The sequence below is a fragment of the Lancefieldella sp. genome (genome assembly GCF_057237245.1).
The window spans coordinates 89,849-106,309 of the sequence record NZ_DBHHJM010000001.1; the positions used below are offsets into that span (position 1 = coordinate 89,849).

The following is a 16,461-nucleotide window of genomic DNA, read 5'->3' on the forward strand; positions in this document are numbered from 1 at the left end:
TTGTTTGGTTCGCTCGCGCTCTCGTTTTGTACGCTCAATATCGCGAGGGCGTACTACCGACGGCGGCTCGTCCGTGCTGCACATTCCACGCGCCCACATGGCCGTGTAAATCGTGTCTTGGATATCTGCCAGGGCTTCGCGCTCAATCGACCATGAACACTCGGGACGCACCGCGGCAACGTAAAGAGAGCCAGGCGGAAGCGTCATGATTAGGTCGATTGCTTCGGCTGGCTCTACCTCGTCATATGCGACGTGGTAATATGCACGGAAGTCGTGTCGCAGCTCGCGGATATGTCCTTCTTCGAGTTGCGCAAGCGTTAGAAGTTTTTTAGTGCTTCATTTTGAAAAAGACGCTTATATACAAGGACTAGGCCGTCAATATCGACGGTGCCGTCCTCGTCGCGTACTGCTTCATAAATGGTTTCGTATTGCTCGTCGCCAAGAAGCATGCGGATAGCTTCGACAAAGTCGTCATCTGTTCGGTCTGGCTTAGAAAGAAGTTCGCTAATTTTCATGTCATGAAACTTCTTCTTTGGGATAACGAATTTAATGCCGAAAATCTCGACCTCTGCACTCTCTGAACGCTTTGTCTCGATTAACTGCACTTTTGCGGCTTTGGTCTTTGCTGCCTTAGTGGTAAAGCCGAGAATTTGCGCGTAATCTTCGAGTTCTTCCGTGCTCATCGTGTCAAGATATTTAGCGTTCATTGAGTTTCACTTTCTACGAGTTTGAAATAAATAAAAAACACCCCCTCGCGTGGAGGGGGTGCATCTGATAGTTACTATGCGCTCAGCTTTGCGCGGTAGATAACAACGGCTGGTGAACCGTCGTCGGTATCGTTTACGGTAATATCCATACCGTATGCCATAAGGTCGCCCTTCTTGTGGGATACCTCATCAAATGCGGAGATAACGCCGCGTTTAATGACGGTACGACGCTTATAACCGTTGGACTCCTCCTCCTCAAAGATGAAGGCATGAGGTGTTCCCTTGTAAGGCTGCAAGTCAATCTTGGTAACGTCACCGGTTGTCTCGGTAACAGCAGTATCACCAAAACGCAGCTTTGCAACAGCGGCGCGGGAAACCTCAAGGAAAGCTGCCTTGTATTTGGTGGTGTCATTATCGATGGTTGTCATAATGACAGTACCGTGCGCGCCCTTGTGGTCGTTTGCGCTAATAGCGCGGCTCTCAGAGAAACCACTGTCGGAAAGCTCGCCCAAGGACTCGAAGTCGGTAAGGGTAGACATATCGGCGGTTGCGTTAGTTGGCAATGTAGGGTTTGCCTTAAATGAAACATAGCAAATGCCGCGGCCTGCAACTGGAATTGACGCGGTCGCCAGCTTTGCGTTAAGTTCTGCTGCCATGTGTTAATTCTCCTTTGGTAAGTACGTCCAAACGTTAAAACTGATGTGATAACGTGGGCTTTTAGTTGAAGTGTCAAAATCGGAATAAAAAGACGTTTCCTTGACTTTTGCGTATCCCGCGTAGAACGGAAGAAGTGCGATTGCGTCTGAAACCGCCGCGGCCGCGTCATATGCCTTCTGCTCGGTGGTATCCCAAACAAGAACGGTTAGCGTTGCGCGGTCTAGTCCTTCTTCTTGTGCGCCGCCTGTACGACGTACGACAACAAGCGGAAACTTTCGTTTCTCCGGAACAGAAACGGCGACTGTAAAGCCTTTGAAGTGCTCTTGCAATCGCCGTCTAACGTCGCCTTGGATATTTAGTCGTGGCATTGTTATCAGTCCAAAAATTCATCGAGTGCGCCGTTTGACGCGGCATGCCTGCCTTCAAAAGAAACGGGCTTAACAACGCCAAAAGCCGTACCGCGACCAACCTTCACCGTTGCCGCAAATGCGTTTCCGCTGTTTCGGCTCTTTGGTGAACGGTTACTCTCAACTTTTCCGTTTGCTGTTGCGGCAATTTCTGCCATGCGTTCTTTAACAAGGCTCTGCATTGCGGGACTTTTGAAGATTTCCTGCACCGCTGCTTTGTTGATACGCACCGGCTCGAAACTAACGTCACCCATGCTGCACCCCGACTTCCGCAATCATGTTCCAAGGTGTAGGACATGGACGCGTTCTATCGGGTGAGCCGACGACATCGAACGTCATTGCGTCGCGGTCGCCATTACGTACGCGGTCAACTAGCACGACTTTTGCGTGAGTTAAATCGCCGGTGTACGACTTGGGGAAAGCAAGCGAGTATTTGATTTCGATACCGTCGGGGCGTACGTCCGCGCTTCCTGCGTCACGGATACGGGCTTCTATATCAAGGGTAGAAAGTGGGCGAACCAAAACACCCTCAACAGTGTTTTGCGCCATTTCGTAGACTGGTTCGCCCATGCCGTCACGGCCTGTTTTAGTACGCGTTAAAACGTCTACTGTCTCGCCTAGCATGCGATACCACCTACCACGGACAAATAACGCCTATACGTGCCGAACGCCCGAGAGAGCGTTTGAGAACGTTTAGCGTGTCGCGGTCAAAATATGCGCTGCCGCTTTGGTTGGAGATTGTTACAGAGCCTTGAAAGCCGTTAGCGGAGAAGCTCGCGGCCTTTGCGCCTGTGATGTCGCCGAAACCGTCGAGCGTTGGCGGGACGAGCGTTTTACGCGCTGCGTCTGTGACCAACAGACGCGCTAACGCCTGTTGGTCTGCGGTTAGTCTTTTCTTTTCCGAGATTTGCAGACGCGCCCTCAACTTTGCGGACTGCTGCATAAGTACGGCTGAAACACGGTCGGCCGCGCTCTCGTGGTCGCCTGTGTCGAGTCTGTACTCTTCAACTGTTGCGTATGTTGTGGGCATGGTTACGTCCTAACTTATGCGGTTACCTTCTGAATGGTGGTCTTTACGATGTAATCCTTCATCTCTGGGACAAAGCGAACGCCGCGAAGAATGTTTGTCTCGACGGAAACGTGGTCATATGCTGGACGGTGGGAAACGCCGATAATGCCGCTCTCATCGACTGCATAAGGCATACCAGCTTCACCAAGACCGCTGAAGTCGATTGCGTAAGCGTGGATATTCTCGGCTGCGGTGGTATAAATAGTGCCGGCTGGTACCTTAGAGGTGAGGAACACATTAGTTGCGCCCAAGAAGTTCTCCAGGTAGGTCATGCCGAAAACGTCCTGGTTGGTAATGGTTGCAGTTCCGAGGTAATCTGCTGCGTCCTGGCGGTTCATAAAGGTTACAACGCGGCTGGCTGCGTCATTAGCGTTCTCGAGAACGTCACCGAGCTTAGCAACGCCATTTGCGAGTGCTGCCTGTAGTCCCTTGCCATTTGCAGTGGTAGTGCCGTTAGCCAGAAGGCCGAAGAAATCGGAAACGACACCTGCGCGGACGGTGGAAATCATCTTTGCGTCGGTGCCCATGACGGCGCGGACGTGGCCGGACTTGAGAATTGCCTGTGCGGTGGTCATCTTGCGGTATGGGACGAGCTGGATTGGGTCGATTGCGACCTTATCAACGCCAAACTTAGAGAGTGCTACCTCGTCGCCCTCGACATAACCAGTGCCGGAAGCGGTGTTGTTCAGAGTGCCGTTAAACTTGGTCTGATAGATTGCTGTACCTGCTGCGACAACCTCTGGAGAGAAGATACCGAGAATTTCTGCGAGTCGGTCATACTGGCCGCGGAAGTTCTTCAATACCTCAACGTCAAGAGAAGCGTTAACTGCTGCGGCGTTAACAATGTTTGCTGGTGCTGCCATAATTTTTGCTCCTTAAAGTAGAGTTCGGGCGCGCGCCTGTACGCGTGCCACGGGGTCGGCAATGTCCTCGACATTGCCTGCGGTTGAATGTGCCGCGCCGCCCTTATCTAGCGGGTATGCGGCATTTGATTTGGCGAACGATTGAGCGTAAGAAGTGAGCGCGTTTGCGCTTGCGGTGATTGCTTCCTCGTCTGAACCCTGTAACAGCTCCACGGGAACGCCCGTATCCTTGGAAACCTTGATTTTGAGTTGCAATTCCGCGATTTTTGCGTTGGCTTGCTCTAGCTGCTCGTTTGCGTTGGTAGCCTGTGAAGCCTGTAACTCCTCGATTTTCTTCAATGCTTCGTCTAGCTGCTCTTTGTTAGACTTTGCGCGGTCTTCCCACTTGCGCGAGTTTGCCTTCCAGTCGGTAGTTGGCTCTGTTGGCTCTGCCTGTTCTTTTGGCTCTTCTGCCTGTGACTGCTCAACTTCGACTGTTTCGACGGTTTCTTCGAGCTTTGCGCCCTCGGTTGCCTGTGTCTCTTCCTGGCTCATTTGTTCCTCTTTCTAGGCTTTGCGCCCATTGCAAGCCGTGCGGCTTTTCGACATGAAAAAAGCGGCTTTCGCCGCTTCTTCTAGTGTTTATGTTCTGCTATGTGTAACTGTTTTGCCATACGCGACACTATCTTATTTCGCAGGTAAGCGTCGTATGACGGCGTGTTTCCGCCAACCTTTCTACCGTCTCGCGTTGTTCGCGTTCGCGTGTACTTCTTGCGCTCCTCGGGTGACATCGCCGCCCACTGCGTACGCGCTTCATCTTCGACAGACGCACGCGCCGTGCTGTAATAGCGTTGCAGCTTCTTTTGATTGAAGCCTTGCACGCCAGGACTGTTTCCAAAATCAACTGTAGGCGTGCATTTGCAGTGCGTATGCCTTGAAGCGAGTACGCCGTCCTCGGAATAAACAAAGCCGTTTGAACCGATTAGCAAACACCACGCACATGCTCCCGCATGCGGTATCAACGCCCAACGGGGGTGCGCGGGATCGCGTAATGCGTTATCGGTGAACGTATCGTCGGCGTATTCCATGACGCGGCGGCCACTCAATGCAGAAAGATTGCTTTGTACCTGCGTTATGTCGTCGGCTTCTTCTAGCGTGCGGTTAACGTCCCCGATTGCTTGATAATGCTTGTTAATCTCGGGAATGGTCGCCGTATAGTCGCTGTCGAGGTCATACGTGGCGCGTAAATCGTTGTAATACTCGACGGCGGCCGCCGCTGCAAGATTGCCGTACGCTTTAACGAGTGCGGGGTATTGCTGCAAGAGATATGCCTGTGTTTGCGTGTCGGTCATTCCGACGGTGTTACTCATAAGCTCAACGACGGCATTTTCTGCAAGCGTTGCCGCGGTTTGCAATGACGTGTCGAACCTGTCGAACGTTTCGCGAGGTATCATTAACCCTCCATTTTCGCGGCAATGGCGGATAGCATATCAAGCGCGCCCGCCTGTCGCTGTTCAGCACGTAAACGGTCAATGGTTGGCTGTGAAAGTCCGATACCCTCATAGTAAACACGCGTTCCAACGATTGATTTATCGGAAGCGGACATCTTAGTCCATGCGTCGGCGCGTGCCGCGATTGTAGGCATGCTCGGGTCTTGCATATACGCTTGAACGCTGTTTTGCTCGTCTGTGAGTTCGTCTAGTGCCTTGTTATTGGCGACTGCCATAATCATACGAGCGATGTTTTCGAGCACTTCGGCGTTACGTCGGTTAGCTGTTTCAACCTCAAGAATAAGCGGGTCATTAGCCGCGCCGAGAGCGTCGGAAGACGTGTATGTATTCGAGAGAACGCCTAGCTGCGCGAGTGGCACGTTTGTTGCGCCACTGAAACGTTGAGCGTCGTTTTCAAAAACGCGGGTAAAGTTCTCTGCGTTACCTGCCGCAAATTGCCCGACCTGTGGAATTTCGCCGTTTTCATCGCGCGAGATTGCCATAATCGCGCCGGTGTATAGCTTGAAACGAGAAGCGGGGGTGCTTGGCGTTGGTTCGCTGCCTTCCTCGCCTTCTTCATCGTCATCACCGCTTACACTATCGCCGAATAGTCCTTCTGCCGCGCCCAAAATATAACGCTGCGGATATGTGAACAAAGCCGCGCCGATTTCCATGTTTGCAACGTCGCGCATTGCCTTGTCAACGATACCCATTAACTCGGGCGTAATGAGAGAGTGTCCGAGTGGTCGGTCGGGGTCAGGGTCGTTCACGAACACGTCAAAGAGAGGGCGGCTCATGGGGTGATGTTCCTCAACGCATACCCAAGTATTAGCGTCCACGCGGTCAAGCGTTAGCACGGTGTAGGGCATATGCACCGTGTACTGGTCGGGCGCGCCCTTCTCGTCAACGCTTGTAAGGAATACGCCATTTGTAACGCCGTCGGCGGCTGTATCCCACTCGGTACAAAATTGATTTGCGCTGAATACGCGGACTTTAACGGGGTTATTTGCGTCAACGGAACGCATGACGGTAACGGCGGAAATGCCATACACGAGCGCAGAGCTCCACGCCTGTTGGTAAATCGAGCGCATGCGGTTAGTGCGTACAACTGCGTCAAGTGTTGCGTTTTGCTGGCCGCCGAAAACAAAGCCGTCAAAGACGGAGCGCATAGAATGAGCGCGTACCGCTTTAGAACACCAACCAACAACGGTGTTCAAGTTTGGCATTGCTGGCGTGATGTCGAGTCCGATACTCTTTAGCTGCGACTTCATCGTGTAATACTGGTATAGCTCGTAATTTCGAGCGTAAACGCTTGACCAGCGCAAAAAAAGACGCTTTACCGTGTCACGGTAAGCGTCGGGGACATTATCGAGGTTTGGCGTTGAGATACCGCCGTACAAGAATTTATCTTGATAAATCATAGTATTCGCTGCTTTCTTCTAGGGTTTCTTCGGGTGTTCTTGCAGCACCAAACGGCAAGTGCGGCCGCTTCTGTAATTGTGCTGTCGGCTGCGTCCGTTGAGCCAAAGCCCCAACCTCCACGGCTTCCGATTGAACGTCGAACGCACCCAAGCGCGGAATTGTCGAATGCTCGGGCGTATGTGTGTTTAATCGTGCCGTCGGTGAGTCCGTCCAAGAACGATTGCGACGCGGCGATAACATCGGCGGTGTTTGGACGCGTAATGTATCCTCGCGGGGCTTTGAGTTCCGCTAGGTTCGTGCAAAGTGCTTCCGCGCCGTTTAAGCCGTCAATCATGCACGCGTTGACCGTCTGTTTTCGGTTCACGATTTCTTCTGCAAGTGAGCGCGTGCCGCGTTCCGTTGTGCCGACCTCGACCAGCTCCACGGCAAACTCACCGTCCTTGTTTTGCTTGCAGCCAACCAGCGCATAGATTGAACCGTCGTTGGAGAAACGAACACCAAATGTCGTTTTCTTCTTGTATTTGTCGCCGATAGACTTAATACGGGCGGCGCGCCAAACGTCGGGGTCTATTGCCGTTTTGATTACGCCAGCTTTCGCCCACCAACCCAAACGTTCGCGTGCGAAGCTATCGGGTGCAACATCGTCCGCTTCTGCGGCGATTGTTTCTTCATCGATGAGATAGCCGAGTGACGGGTTTGTTTCGTACCAGCGGTCTACTTCGTGCGTGTCGCCGACTTCCTCGACCGCCCATTCCAGCCACGCCGTACCCTTTGTATCGCCGTCGTGTACCCTGTCATGTAGGGGTTTGAACACCTCGGCGGGTGCTTTCTCATTTGGCGGCGTTCCAAGGTAGATAACTTGTGCGTTATGTTTCTTGCTTGCCGACGTAACAAAGCGTGACGCGTCCTGTTGCTCGCGCGTCAACTCCTGCGCTTCGTCATAAATTACAACGTCGTAGCTTTTACCGCGTGCAAGGTTGTTTGTACGCGTAGTAAAGCGGATATAGCCGCCATTCTTCAAGTAAATAGCTTGCTGGCCGTTAGTTTTGCGTACCGTGTCTAATAGGTCGTTTAAGTCCTCGTTTTCCTCGTCCTCAAACGGCGCGGACAACTCTTTGAACATGCCGTCGGCGGTGTCGCCATGTTGGCACGTGTACAAGATTTTTTCGCCGTCGGCGATTAAGCCATAAAAACAACGAGCGCGAACGCTCCACGATTTACCGTTTTGTCTAGCAAGTGAGAGTCCAACGGTTTTGAACGCGTATTTATCGCGCTTATCGCGTGCAAGCATTACGTCCAAGAAGTGCTGCTGCCACTCCAAAGGCGCGTCCCAAAACTCGGAAGCCAGGGCGGTTGCTTGCTCGCCGTCGGTGTATGCATACTTGCCGACTATCTCGTATGTCGGCGTTTGCCGACCGTAACGTTTAGCCACCGTTCACCCGCTTTGCTTTCTTCGCGCGGTCGTTCATTACGAATTGCAACATCGACGCTTGTTTCGTCTTTTTCTTTTCCGGCTCTGCCGCGTCATTGATACCGAGTTGTTTATTGAGCTGCCTAATTTCCGCGCTCGCTTGTTTGAGCGTCGATATCTGTGGTAATGCCTTTAGGTCGCCGAGTTTGTTTTGATATGCGACCTGTCCCACGTCGTCGATGTCGTCAATGCACTGTTGCGCGACCGCGTGCCACTGCACCAAAAGAAGAAGCGCGGGAACGTCTGATGTGCTAAACGTCCTCGCGCTCGTGATTTCGTCCCACTTCGCGGACTTAAACGGGTCATTTGCCACGTTTGCTGGCTTTTCAAGTCCGCTTGCTTTTTTCCGTGGCATGTATCACCTCGCTAATAAAAAAGCAGCCACGAAAACATGACTGCTTAAATTGATTGCTCTATGTGTTAGAAGCTATTAGACGACCTAAACGCTCTCGCGTCCCTGTAAATCAGTTTCTTTTGCATACCAATCGTAATAGCTCTTTTTTACTTCTTCGGGCGCGTCATCTTTGATATGGTATCCTCGCCCGTCGTCAAAGAAAATCCAGTCTATCCCCTCATCTTCTGGCGTTGTGTACCAATTACGATTAGTCAAAAATAAAGGTGTTTCATCTTTTAACATTCATACCACCTAATACCCTTGTTTGCGTAAAAAATCCTGCATAGCTAAGCCAACAGCGTTTGGCGTAGAGGAATGAGCATTTGCAAAAGCTTCAGCAAAAAATTCCTGTGGCGACCGAAGTCCGTATCGTGATACTTGTTCAATGCCGTTCATTCCATATTTACGCCTTGCATTAGCTATTATACCCCTCGCAACACTATCTGAATACGCGGAAAAAGTTTTTACACCTGTGTAATTGCTGTACATAATGTTTTGAACCATATGCCCGTATTCATGCGTCACCGTGTAGGCTACGGCTTCTTTTCTGCTTTTGCCATAAGGCATAAAATTTCCAATTTTTGACGCAACGATAACACGACCAGCTAATTCATTTGCGCTTGTATGACCCTCACCCAACGAAAAGTTAAGAGATTGCGATTTTCTGTTGCTTGGTATGCTTGCAACATAAGCAAACGCGTTAGTCTCTACTCCATTTAGCACGGGATTTTCTGACGCTTTAATCGCTCCATATTTTGCTTCAAGCTCTTTTAGCCTGGACAAATTCTCGTTCATTATCTCAGCATCTATTTTGTCAGTATTCCAAACATTCACAAATCCTAGTTGCTGGTACTGCTCTCTGATTTCATTTCTGCTCTCTTGTGTCACCAATCCTGGTATATCCCCAACATCGGGGTCGTCTTTACCGCCAGCCCATACAACAGCGCGTAATTCTTTCCAATTTTTAGGTTTTGCCATGCTAACCTCGCTTAAACGATGAGGGTTTATAGTTGCAAACTTCAATGTCTCCGAAGTCAACGTCGAGCGCGTCGCCTAAGAGCAAAACGCGCTTTGGCTTCGTTGCTTCTAGTGCCTTGCTAAAGCCAGCGACCGCGCCAGCTCGTGCTTCTTTGTCGCGGGTAACGCCAACGGTAGAAATGAAAATCGTTTCGCCTTGTGGCAAGCTGTCGAAACAGTAAGGGAAGCTCGACGCGTCGCTCCACGTAACATTTGGCACGACTTTTAGCCCCTGCGATTGCCAAAAGAAACCGAGCGCGCGGGAACGGTAAATGTTCCATAGCTTCATCGGATATGGCATATCGATGTAAACGCTAAAATCGGGACAAACGACGCACTCGAACTTCTTTAGCAAGTCAACGTATTTATGCGGCTCGTTCCAAACGCGCTCGAACTGGTAATCATCAATGCAAAAATGAACGCCGCAATTAAAATCGGTCGCCGTCTTGCAGAAGTTGAAGCTGATTAAATCGTGCGGCTTCACGTCGCACGGCTCGAGCGGTGGAAGCTCATACGCGCCCGTACAATCATCACGGCAACAAATATCCATGTTCCAGCCGCGATTATTGTTTAAGATATGGGCACCGTACGCCATGTCTTTACTCTTGAAGTCGCAGCCGAACTTTGACATGTCGAGCTTGCCAATGCTTTTGACTTCGCTTTTGAGCATGGAAATATTCCATGTTGATATCTCGCCCGTTTTGTTGTCCGCGATACGGTATGCCTTGATTTCATCTTCCGTTAAGCCGTCGCAATAGGCGATGTTCTCGTCGGGTATCTCTTTCCAGCCGAGAGATTTACACGCTTCAACGCGCGTGTGGCCTGTAACAATCACGGGGTTATCGCGGCTCTCTAACACGATTTGGCCACGAAGTCCAAACTGTCGGATACTGTCCGCAACGGCTGGAATAGCCTTCTTGTTATGCCGCGCGTTTCGGGCGTACGGGATAATTTCGTTGATATCCATTTGTCACCTGCATATATTAAGGGTGAATATACATCGCCGCAGCTAGGCGGCTTGTTGTGAAAAAAACACATCGGGGGGATATTAGCCCTGGGTGCAAGGTATGGCGAGCCCTGTTTCAGCAAAAGACCCCCCTATACTAGGCACTGTAAGCCATTCTAAGCTCCTGTTTACCACGTCGTGGTATGCTGGTACTGCAATAATGTTTCTGAGTCTATAGCGTGGCTCTGCGTTGCTCTCATGATGTTCACGAAGTCTATAGGCGTTTGCCATGCTGCACCGCGGGCGATTGCGGCGGCTTTGAGCTTCTCAACCTTGGCCACGCTCTTCGCTGAACGCCACGCATTGCAGCACCTATGCGCCGCCCGTATGTTAGCCGCGTCATAGGGTGAGCCGCCCTGGCTTACGGGTACTAGCTCGTCAGCTTCATAGGCGAGCGGGTCGCGTGCTGGTCGGTTGTAATCGATATCAAGCCCGCATATCCAGCAGGGCGCGCATTGAGCGCGTACCCTTGCGCGTACCGCGTTTCTGCGTGTGCTGTTAGCTCGTCTTACATTTGCGCCCATATGCCCCCCCGTGCTACCCCCTACCCCCTAGGGTATAGGGTGGGTGTAATCAACAAAAGAAAAGCGGCCGTGGAGAGGAACACGACCGCTGCCCGAGAAAGGTTACTTTAGAGAGTAACCTATGCGTTTATCTTTGATTATTCTTTGCTCTATGCGTTTGCGATTCCTTGACCTGCCGCGACGTGTTGAAGCCCGTATGTGTCGCATGTCTCGCATGCTATGCGTGCATATTTGAAGATTGACGCGATACTCATACAGAGCACCGATGCCGTTTGCTCGTATGTCATACCGTGAATGTAATGAAACTTGATAATATTTGCTGCGTCCTCGCCAATGAGTGACGATAAACCACTATCGCCGTTTTTCCCATAGAGGACATACTCGCATGTTTCTTTTAGCTTGTCGTATGCGTTCGCTGCTCGCTTCTCGTCTTCTTCTAGCATTAAACGGATATCGACGGTTCGCATTGTGTCCGGGTCTTTGGTACTTGATACGCTTTCGTTGAACTTCTGCGTTTTTGCGCCTTCGGTGAGCTTGTACGCGTTTACTCTCTCTCGCGTCTGAAACCAACGCTCACGAGCTTCTAAACATGCTGTAAACAGTTCTTTAGATGATGAATAAGCTAAATCGTAATTATCGCTTGTCCCTTTGATACCATTTGCCGTTGATACCATTGCGCCACCCTTTCTCTCTCGGTAGCTAAATGATAGCGTTTAACTGCTCAAATGTCAACTGCTCGCGTTAGTTATCAACATACTTTCAACACGTTTTATACAAGTTTTCAACAAATAATAGTTATTAAAAATGCGCTTATCGCGCAAATCGATAGTACTATGGCCATTTGAATGTAAACTGGAAAGCAAGGAGCGCAAAAGGCGTGCAGATACCCGCTGAAGCGTCTGCCCGCTTTTGCTCTTAGGTGTGAAACGTCGTACTCCAGAAGTTGTCTCGGGTGATTGTTTCCCTTCGCTGGTTCTTTTCTCTTGCTGTCGCGGTCTTTTGGGAAACTTGTTTTCCTTAGTATAGCAGATTGAAATTAAAAAATGTCGCGTTTGTACCTCAATGTCGCGTATGTCGCCAAAGTTTACAATTTGGAAACAATTATGTAACAGAGTAGAAACGAAATATGAAAATGCTGTGTAAGCTATTCCAATATTGCATGACACGCCATGCGTTTTTGTAATAACTGGCATGCAAATAGGCATAGAAACGAAAAAAGGCCAGCAACCGAAATGGCTACTGGCCTGTTGATTAGTCTAGATAATGCCACTCTATACCGTCTTTGGTAATGGTGCATGAAAAGCTCTGCTTGATTTCATTCAAGTGAATGGCCGTTATATTTGGCTCTTCAAAGGTTAACTCACGCGAGAAGAACGACAGCCTTGTTAATCTTCTTCTAATGTGATTCTCGCGAGTATTCTCTGTATTATTTGCGTAGCTGCACTGAACCAGTGTACCACCATGACGCACGATAATTTCTTCAACGATAAGCGGCTCGCCGTCGCCGTCTACCTTGTAAACTCTATCGCCAATGTGAATTGCTTCACGCTCTCGCGAACGAGGACATGACATATAGTCCTTGATGTCAACGAGAGACTTTACTTCTTGAAGCAGCTCGGCGCACGTTTCTAGATTGAGTTCTCCTGTATACACGTTACGCAGAAGCTTCGGACAAAGCGCGGCAACAACATCAACCGTAGTAACATTTCTCGCAGATTTGTTCCAGTATTCAAGCCCTTCGAGCCTTCTAATGGCTTCTTTGCGTCTCTTTCTGTCCTTCTTCATGTTGTACCTCTCATAGTAAGCCTGGCAGCCATAACGACCGCCAGGCGTTGTTTATGCTGTCTTAGAATGGAATATCCGCGTCGTAAAACTCGGGTTCGGGTGCGCGAGGTGCACCGTAAACGGGCGTATCTGCCACCTTCGCGGCTTCTGCGGCTGGTGATGTCACTTGCTGACCGTTTGGGCGGCTCATGAAGTCGATTTCATCGACAACAACTTCTAGTTTGCTGCGACGGTCGCCGTCTTTGGTTTCCCATGAGCTGAAACGCAGCTTGCCTTCAATGGCAACCTTTGAGCCTTTAGAAATGAAGCGGGAAACTGCTTCGGCGCGCTGGCCGAAAACGATACAGTCAACGAAGTTTGGTACATCTTCCCACGCGCCCGTCTGTGGGTTCTTGCGACGGTCATTGACCGCGACACCGAAGGAAAGAATTTGCGTACCGCCCGCGGTTGCTCTAAGCTCCGGGTCGCGCGTAAGATTGCCTGTGATGTTAACTCTGTTAATGCTCATTAAAAGGTCACTTCCTCAAAGTCTGCCGCGCTCTGTGTATGCTCTTTCTTTGGCTCGGGTTCGACTGTCTCGACTCCCGCGTCTGCGTCCTCGATATCCTGTTTCATAGCTGCTACCGCTGCGGCTACTTGGTCGTTAGTCATCGTCTCCATGCTCGACGCTTTGACGGTATCCAATAGAAGCTGTGTGCCGTCCTGCGGGCTTACGTTTGCCGCCTTGCACCATTCTTTATAGAGTGCTCTAATCTCGCTTAAATCGGTCTGCTCGTGCGTTGGCTGCGGCTGCATAGGTGCTTCCTCGATGTCCTGCGTGAAGATGTCACTTGCCGCGGTTGTGGAACGCACCGCGTCAACGAACGCACGCTTTTTGGCCATTTTTAGAACCGTGTTCCAAAGGTCGGCGATATCCTCGTTTTCAACGGTTGCTTTGGTTTGCCAATCTTTGCGGTAGCGGTATTTCTTCTCCATGGTCGAGCATAAGCCCATACCAACGCCAACGATTGAGCCTTCCTCATTGAGAAGATTACAAGTCACGTCATATTCGCGGTGGTTGTTGCCTAAGTCCTCTTTAGTAATCTCATATTTAGGCACAAAGCGGAACATAAGCGCGATTTTCTCCGCGCCCGGTTGAAGTAATACGGGTCTATCTCCGCAACCTTTGATAGTGTCGTAGTGCGTGCCTTTCTGTAACACGTCCTGCATAAGGTATTGAATTTGGTTAACCTGTGAGCGGACAATCTCCGCTCCTGTTTTGTTGCTGGACTGTACAAGTGCGTTTGCCATGTTTAGCTCCTCTTTAGTACACCGTGGATATTGTTTGCTTTAAGCCAGGAAAGAAGATTGCCGCGCTGTGTAGGTGTTACTTCAACCTCGATAATCAACTTCATTACTGGCTCGGTTGCCTGTGGTGCTGCCTGTGGCTCTGCGACCGTCTGTGTTGGCTGTGGCGCGGGCTGTGGTTGCTCCTGTTGGCGTGCGGCTGCTTCGGCTGCTATGCGCTCCTGTTGCTCCTGCCACTGTCTCTCGCGCTCTTGCTGCTCGCGTTCGAGCTGCTCTGTTTTGTCACGCTGAATACGACGCTGTATCATCGCCGACATGGTGTTCTCAAACTCTAGCGTTGAGAAGTAATCGCCCTTAACTTCGACGCGTTCGCGGTCGTCCATTTCTGTTGCGTTGATGTTCTTGATATCGTTTGCGACGCGGTCAATGCACTTGCGCAAATGCTCGACGGCTGCACGCTCGTTTGTCGAGCGGTTGAGCCACTTACCCTCCGCGCCGAAACGCTTTAGTAGCAACTCGAAGGGAACGAGCGCGGTTTGCTGTCCGTCAAGTGGTAGCGCGATATCGGGTGCGTATGTCTCGTATTCCTCCTGGAGCGTGGCGCGGCGCGTACTCTCCCACCTTTCCTCGTAATCGGTGATGTTCGACTTGTACGCGGCTTCTAGGGTTGTAAGCTCGCCGATTGCTTCGGCTGCGTGAGCCTTGAAACGATTGATTGCGTTCTCTAGCGTCGAAGTCATCGACTTCCGGTCGCTGTCGATTGCCGCAATCTCTTTGCGGAGCATGGCGCGAGCTGATTTAGCGTCTTTATAGTCGGCTTCGTTGGTGATGTCGTGCGGCTGGTATTGTGCTGCGATTGTTGCAGCCTTGCCGCGTGTCTCTGCGAGCCATTTATCGCCGTCGGTGAGAATTGCGGGCGGCTCGATAACTTCCGCTTTTACCTCGATAACCTCGTTATTTTTTGTTGCCATTTTCTTTTAACCTCTCATAGAATTTGGAATTTGCCCATTCCTCGCGGGCTTCTTCTTTGGTTGCTTTTGTCGCGCTCTCGCACCCGCAATAGTCGCAGTGTAAGAAGTAGCCGTGCGCCGTCTCGCGAACGCCGATGCCGTAAAACATACCGCCATCATTCATGCAGTGAGGACAAATCATTAGTGCTTATCCTTTCCAAGCTCCAAGCCGACATAGACGAGAAAGCCGCCAGCACATGCGCCGAATAGTGCGGTTGTTGCGCTAATGAAGTAATCCCAGTCACCAGTTGCAGGTAATACAGCCTTCTTCTTTGCCTTCTTCACTGGCTTTGCTGGCTCAGGCTTAGGCTCGGGGTCACTATCCTGTGGCGTTGGCACTGGCTCGGGTGTAGGTGTTGGAGTTGGTGGAGTCTGTGGCTCGGGCTGTGGCTCGGCTGGTCTGTTGTCTCCGTTACCGTTGCCGCCGCTATCCTGGCTTACATACTGATAGCGTGAGCTTTGCGTTGTCTCGCGGCTCTTTAGCTGAATGGAGTTCGAGGTTGTCTCTGTACCTTCTGTTTCGTAATACATGAAGTACTGGTTGCCTTGGAAGTCCACGCCGCTCAAGTCCCAAGTGAAGCCGCTGCCGTTGATTACTGGCTCGGGAACGTTCACACGCACCCAGCTTGCAGGGTCGATGTTGCTGTATGCGTCCATGTGAACGCGGTAGAGCCTAAACGAGCCAGGGATAATGCGTATACCTTCTTGCGCTGTATCCTCTAGTACAACGTTCGTGAGGTTATCCGCTGCGTGGTTGAGTCTGACTGACCATTCGACCGTGCCGTGGTCGGTCTTTACGCCCCATTTTGCGATGACCTCGTGCTGGATAATGCCGTAATGCTTTGTCTCGAAGCTAGTCTCGACAACCTGTCCCGTGGCTTCATCAATGAGCCTTAGCGTGGTTGTGCCTGCTGCTGCGTCACCCTTAACGTGTGCAGCAAGCCAAAGCGTACCTTGTACGTTGTCCTTGCCTTCGACCCACGCCGTGTATGTGATTGTGGCGCGTCCTGGAGTGACTTGCGCCGTTGCCATTACCTCGCCGTCCGGCGCGTAAATGTCGAAGCTTGCTGCGTTAGTCGCTGGGAAGTCGAGGACATCGGGAATAGCGAGCGAGAATGTATCGCCCTCGTGGACTTCACCTTGTGCCTGCCAAGACGCTGTTAGGTAGATGTCTTGGTTGGTGAATGCAGAGGTTAAGTCCTGCTTGTTCTTGTCGGTGACTCTAAAGCTGGTAATTGTGGTCGGTACTGTCTGAGCCTGTGCGAGTGCTGGGACAAATACCAGCATCGCAAAGACAGCAACAGCCAGCCATTGAAGAACCTTCTTCATGGTAAAAGCCTTTCTATTTGGTTTTAGAAAATGGGGAATTTAAT

At 51.0% G+C, this 16,461-nt stretch carries 22 protein-coding genes; all 22 read right to left on the reverse strand.

Annotated features, from left to right (window positions below; all coding sequences use genetic code 11):
* Window positions 1-317 precede the first annotated feature (317 nt).
* Window positions 318-707: a hypothetical protein gene (locus ACO5GU_RS00385; RefSeq protein WP_484929518.1), complete on the reverse strand. Its 390-nt coding sequence runs from the start codon at window positions 705-707 to the stop codon at window positions 318-320.
* A gap of 74 nt (window positions 708-781) precedes the next feature.
* Entirely contained in the window at window positions 782-1,363 is a 582-nt protein-coding gene (locus tag ACO5GU_RS00390) for a phage tail tube protein (protein WP_484929520.1), read from the reverse strand.
* 3 nt (window positions 1,364-1,366) lie between these two features.
* Complete coding sequence (locus ACO5GU_RS00395) at window positions 1,367-1,732, reverse strand: hypothetical protein (RefSeq protein WP_484929522.1); 366 nt, start codon at window positions 1,730-1,732, stop codon at window positions 1,367-1,369.
* Window positions 1,733-1,737: 5 nt separating this feature from the next.
* Complete coding sequence (locus tag ACO5GU_RS00400) at window positions 1,738-2,025, reverse strand: hypothetical protein (protein WP_484929524.1); 288 nt, start codon at window positions 2,023-2,025, stop codon at window positions 1,738-1,740.
* Window positions 2,018-2,395 carry a hypothetical protein gene (locus ACO5GU_RS00405; protein ID WP_484929526.1) on the reverse strand — a complete coding sequence of 126 codons (378 nt, stop codon included), beginning with the start codon at window positions 2,393-2,395 and terminating at the stop codon, window positions 2,018-2,020. Before ACO5GU_RS00405 ends, ACO5GU_RS00400 begins: the two co-directional genes overlap by 8 nt.
* A gap of 10 nt (window positions 2,396-2,405) precedes the next feature.
* A complete protein-coding gene (locus ACO5GU_RS00410) occupies window positions 2,406-2,801 on the reverse strand; it encodes a hypothetical protein (protein ID WP_484929528.1) in 396 nt (131 codons plus the stop codon).
* Window positions 2,802-2,815: 14 nt separating this feature from the next.
* A complete protein-coding gene (locus tag ACO5GU_RS00415; protein ID WP_484929530.1) occupies window positions 2,816-3,703 on the reverse strand; it encodes a hypothetical protein in 888 nt (295 codons plus the stop codon).
* 12 nt (window positions 3,704-3,715) lie between these two features.
* A complete protein-coding gene (locus ACO5GU_RS00420) occupies window positions 3,716-4,237 on the reverse strand; it encodes a hypothetical protein (RefSeq protein WP_484929532.1) in 522 nt (173 codons plus the stop codon).
* 80 nt (window positions 4,238-4,317) lie between these two features.
* Complete coding sequence (locus ACO5GU_RS00425; RefSeq protein ID WP_484929534.1) at window positions 4,318-5,136, reverse strand: VG15 protein; 819 nt, start codon at window positions 5,134-5,136, stop codon at window positions 4,318-4,320.
* Window positions 5,136-6,593 (reverse strand): hypothetical protein, encoded by a 1,458-nt coding sequence (locus tag ACO5GU_RS00430; RefSeq protein ID WP_484929536.1) that lies wholly within the window; start codon window positions 6,591-6,593, stop codon window positions 5,136-5,138. Before ACO5GU_RS00430 ends, ACO5GU_RS00425 begins: the two co-directional genes overlap by 1 nt.
* A complete protein-coding gene (locus ACO5GU_RS00435; RefSeq protein WP_484929538.1) occupies window positions 6,590-8,026 on the reverse strand; it encodes a hypothetical protein in 1,437 nt (478 codons plus the stop codon). The genes ACO5GU_RS00430 and ACO5GU_RS00435 overlap by 4 nt, the downstream gene beginning before the upstream one ends.
* On the reverse strand, window positions 8,019-8,420 hold the full coding sequence (locus tag ACO5GU_RS00440) for a P27 family phage terminase small subunit (protein ID WP_311396573.1): 402 nt from the start codon (window positions 8,418-8,420) through the stop codon (window positions 8,019-8,021). The genes ACO5GU_RS00435 and ACO5GU_RS00440 overlap by 8 nt, the downstream gene beginning before the upstream one ends.
* 84 nt (window positions 8,421-8,504) lie before the next feature.
* Window positions 8,505-8,702: a hypothetical protein gene (locus ACO5GU_RS00445; RefSeq protein ID WP_484929540.1), complete on the reverse strand. Its 198-nt coding sequence runs from the start codon at window positions 8,700-8,702 to the stop codon at window positions 8,505-8,507.
* Window positions 8,703-8,711: 9 nt separating this feature from the next.
* On the reverse strand, window positions 8,712-9,437 hold the full coding sequence (locus tag ACO5GU_RS00450; protein WP_484929542.1) for a hypothetical protein: 726 nt from the start codon (window positions 9,435-9,437) through the stop codon (window positions 8,712-8,714).
* Window position 9,438: 1 nt separating this feature from the next.
* A complete protein-coding gene (locus tag ACO5GU_RS00455) occupies window positions 9,439-10,443 on the reverse strand; it encodes a DUF4417 domain-containing protein (protein ID WP_484929544.1) in 1,005 nt (334 codons plus the stop codon).
* Window positions 10,444-11,155: 712 nt separating this feature from the next.
* Entirely contained in the window at window positions 11,156-11,680 is a 525-nt protein-coding gene (locus ACO5GU_RS00460) for a hypothetical protein (RefSeq protein WP_484929546.1), read from the reverse strand.
* Window positions 11,681-12,257: 577 nt separating this feature from the next.
* A complete protein-coding gene (locus ACO5GU_RS00465; RefSeq protein WP_484929548.1) occupies window positions 12,258-12,791 on the reverse strand; it encodes a hypothetical protein in 534 nt (177 codons plus the stop codon).
* 61 nt (window positions 12,792-12,852) lie between these two features.
* Entirely contained in the window at window positions 12,853-13,299 is a 447-nt protein-coding gene (locus tag ACO5GU_RS00470) for a single-stranded DNA-binding protein (RefSeq protein ID WP_484929550.1), read from the reverse strand.
* Window positions 13,299-14,081 carry a hypothetical protein gene (locus ACO5GU_RS00475; RefSeq protein WP_484929552.1) on the reverse strand — a complete coding sequence of 261 codons (783 nt, stop codon included), beginning with the start codon at window positions 14,079-14,081 and terminating at the stop codon, window positions 13,299-13,301. The genes ACO5GU_RS00470 and ACO5GU_RS00475 overlap by 1 nt, the downstream gene beginning before the upstream one ends.
* Before the next feature lie 2 nt (window positions 14,082-14,083).
* Window positions 14,084-15,049, reverse strand: coding sequence for a DUF1351 domain-containing protein (locus ACO5GU_RS00480; protein WP_484929554.1), 966 nt, complete (start codon window positions 15,047-15,049; stop codon window positions 14,084-14,086).
* The gene (locus ACO5GU_RS00485; protein WP_484929556.1) at window positions 15,033-15,230 is read right to left on the reverse strand and encodes a hypothetical protein; all 198 of its coding nucleotides are present in this window, start codon (window positions 15,228-15,230) and stop codon (window positions 15,033-15,035) included. Before ACO5GU_RS00485 ends, ACO5GU_RS00480 begins: the two co-directional genes overlap by 17 nt.
* Entirely contained in the window at window positions 15,230-16,417 is a 1,188-nt protein-coding gene (locus ACO5GU_RS00490; protein ID WP_484929557.1) for an Ig-like domain-containing protein, read from the reverse strand. Before ACO5GU_RS00490 ends, ACO5GU_RS00485 begins: the two co-directional genes overlap by 1 nt.
* Between the last annotated feature and the right edge of the window lie 44 nt (window positions 16,418-16,461).

Excerpts from the sequence above, each read along its gene's own strand:
- ACO5GU_RS00385 (WP_484929518.1), bottom strand. The coding sequence starts at position 707 with ATGAACGCTAAATATCTTGACACGATGAGCACGGAAGAACTCGAAGAT.
- ACO5GU_RS00390 (WP_484929520.1), bottom strand. The coding sequence starts at position 1,363 with ATGGCAGCAGAACTTAACGCAAAGCTGGCGACCGCGTCAATTCCAGTT.
- ACO5GU_RS00395 (WP_484929522.1), bottom strand. The coding sequence starts at position 1,732 with ATGCCACGACTAAATATCCAAGGCGACGTTAGACGGCGATTGCAAGAG.
- ACO5GU_RS00400 (WP_484929524.1), bottom strand. The coding sequence starts at position 2,025 with ATGGGTGACGTTAGTTTCGAGCCGGTGCGTATCAACAAAGCAGCGGTG.
- ACO5GU_RS00405 (WP_484929526.1), bottom strand. The coding sequence starts at position 2,395 with ATGCTAGGCGAGACAGTAGACGTTTTAACGCGTACTAAAACAGGCCGT.
- ACO5GU_RS00410 (WP_484929528.1), bottom strand. The coding sequence starts at position 2,801 with ATGCCCACAACATACGCAACAGTTGAAGAGTACAGACTCGACACAGGC.
- ACO5GU_RS00415 (WP_484929530.1), bottom strand. The coding sequence starts at position 3,703 with ATGGCAGCACCAGCAAACATTGTTAACGCCGCAGCAGTTAACGCTTCT.
- ACO5GU_RS00420 (WP_484929532.1), bottom strand. The coding sequence starts at position 4,237 with ATGAGCCAGGAAGAGACACAGGCAACCGAGGGCGCAAAGCTCGAAGAA.
- ACO5GU_RS00425 (WP_484929534.1), bottom strand. The coding sequence starts at position 5,136 with ATGATACCTCGCGAAACGTTCGACAGGTTCGACACGTCATTGCAAACC.
- ACO5GU_RS00430 (WP_484929536.1), bottom strand. The coding sequence starts at position 6,593 with ATGATTTATCAAGATAAATTCTTGTACGGCGGTATCTCAACGCCAAAC.
- ACO5GU_RS00440 (WP_311396573.1), bottom strand. The coding sequence starts at position 8,420 with ATGCCACGGAAAAAAGCAAGCGGACTTGAAAAGCCAGCAAACGTGGCA.
- ACO5GU_RS00445 (WP_484929540.1), bottom strand. The coding sequence starts at position 8,702 with ATGTTAAAAGATGAAACACCTTTATTTTTGACTAATCGTAATTGGTAC.
- ACO5GU_RS00450 (WP_484929542.1), bottom strand. The coding sequence starts at position 9,437 with ATGGCAAAACCTAAAAATTGGAAAGAATTACGCGCTGTTGTATGGGCT.
- ACO5GU_RS00455 (WP_484929544.1), bottom strand. The coding sequence starts at position 10,443 with ATGGATATCAACGAAATTATCCCGTACGCCCGAAACGCGCGGCATAAC.
- ACO5GU_RS00460 (WP_484929546.1), bottom strand. The coding sequence starts at position 11,680 with ATGGTATCAACGGCAAATGGTATCAAAGGGACAAGCGATAATTACGAT.
- ACO5GU_RS00465 (WP_484929548.1), bottom strand. The coding sequence starts at position 12,791 with ATGAAGAAGGACAGAAAGAGACGCAAAGAAGCCATTAGAAGGCTCGAA.
- ACO5GU_RS00470 (WP_484929550.1), bottom strand. The coding sequence starts at position 13,299 with ATGAGCATTAACAGAGTTAACATCACAGGCAATCTTACGCGCGACCCG.
- ACO5GU_RS00475 (WP_484929552.1), bottom strand. The coding sequence starts at position 14,081 with ATGGCAAACGCACTTGTACAGTCCAGCAACAAAACAGGAGCGGAGATT.
- ACO5GU_RS00480 (WP_484929554.1), bottom strand. The coding sequence starts at position 15,049 with ATGGCAACAAAAAATAACGAGGTTATCGAGGTAAAAGCGGAAGTTATC.
- ACO5GU_RS00485 (WP_484929556.1), bottom strand. The coding sequence starts at position 15,230 with ATGATTTGTCCTCACTGCATGAATGATGGCGGTATGTTTTACGGCATC.
- ACO5GU_RS00490 (WP_484929557.1), bottom strand. The coding sequence starts at position 16,417 with ATGAAGAAGGTTCTTCAATGGCTGGCTGTTGCTGTCTTTGCGATGCTG.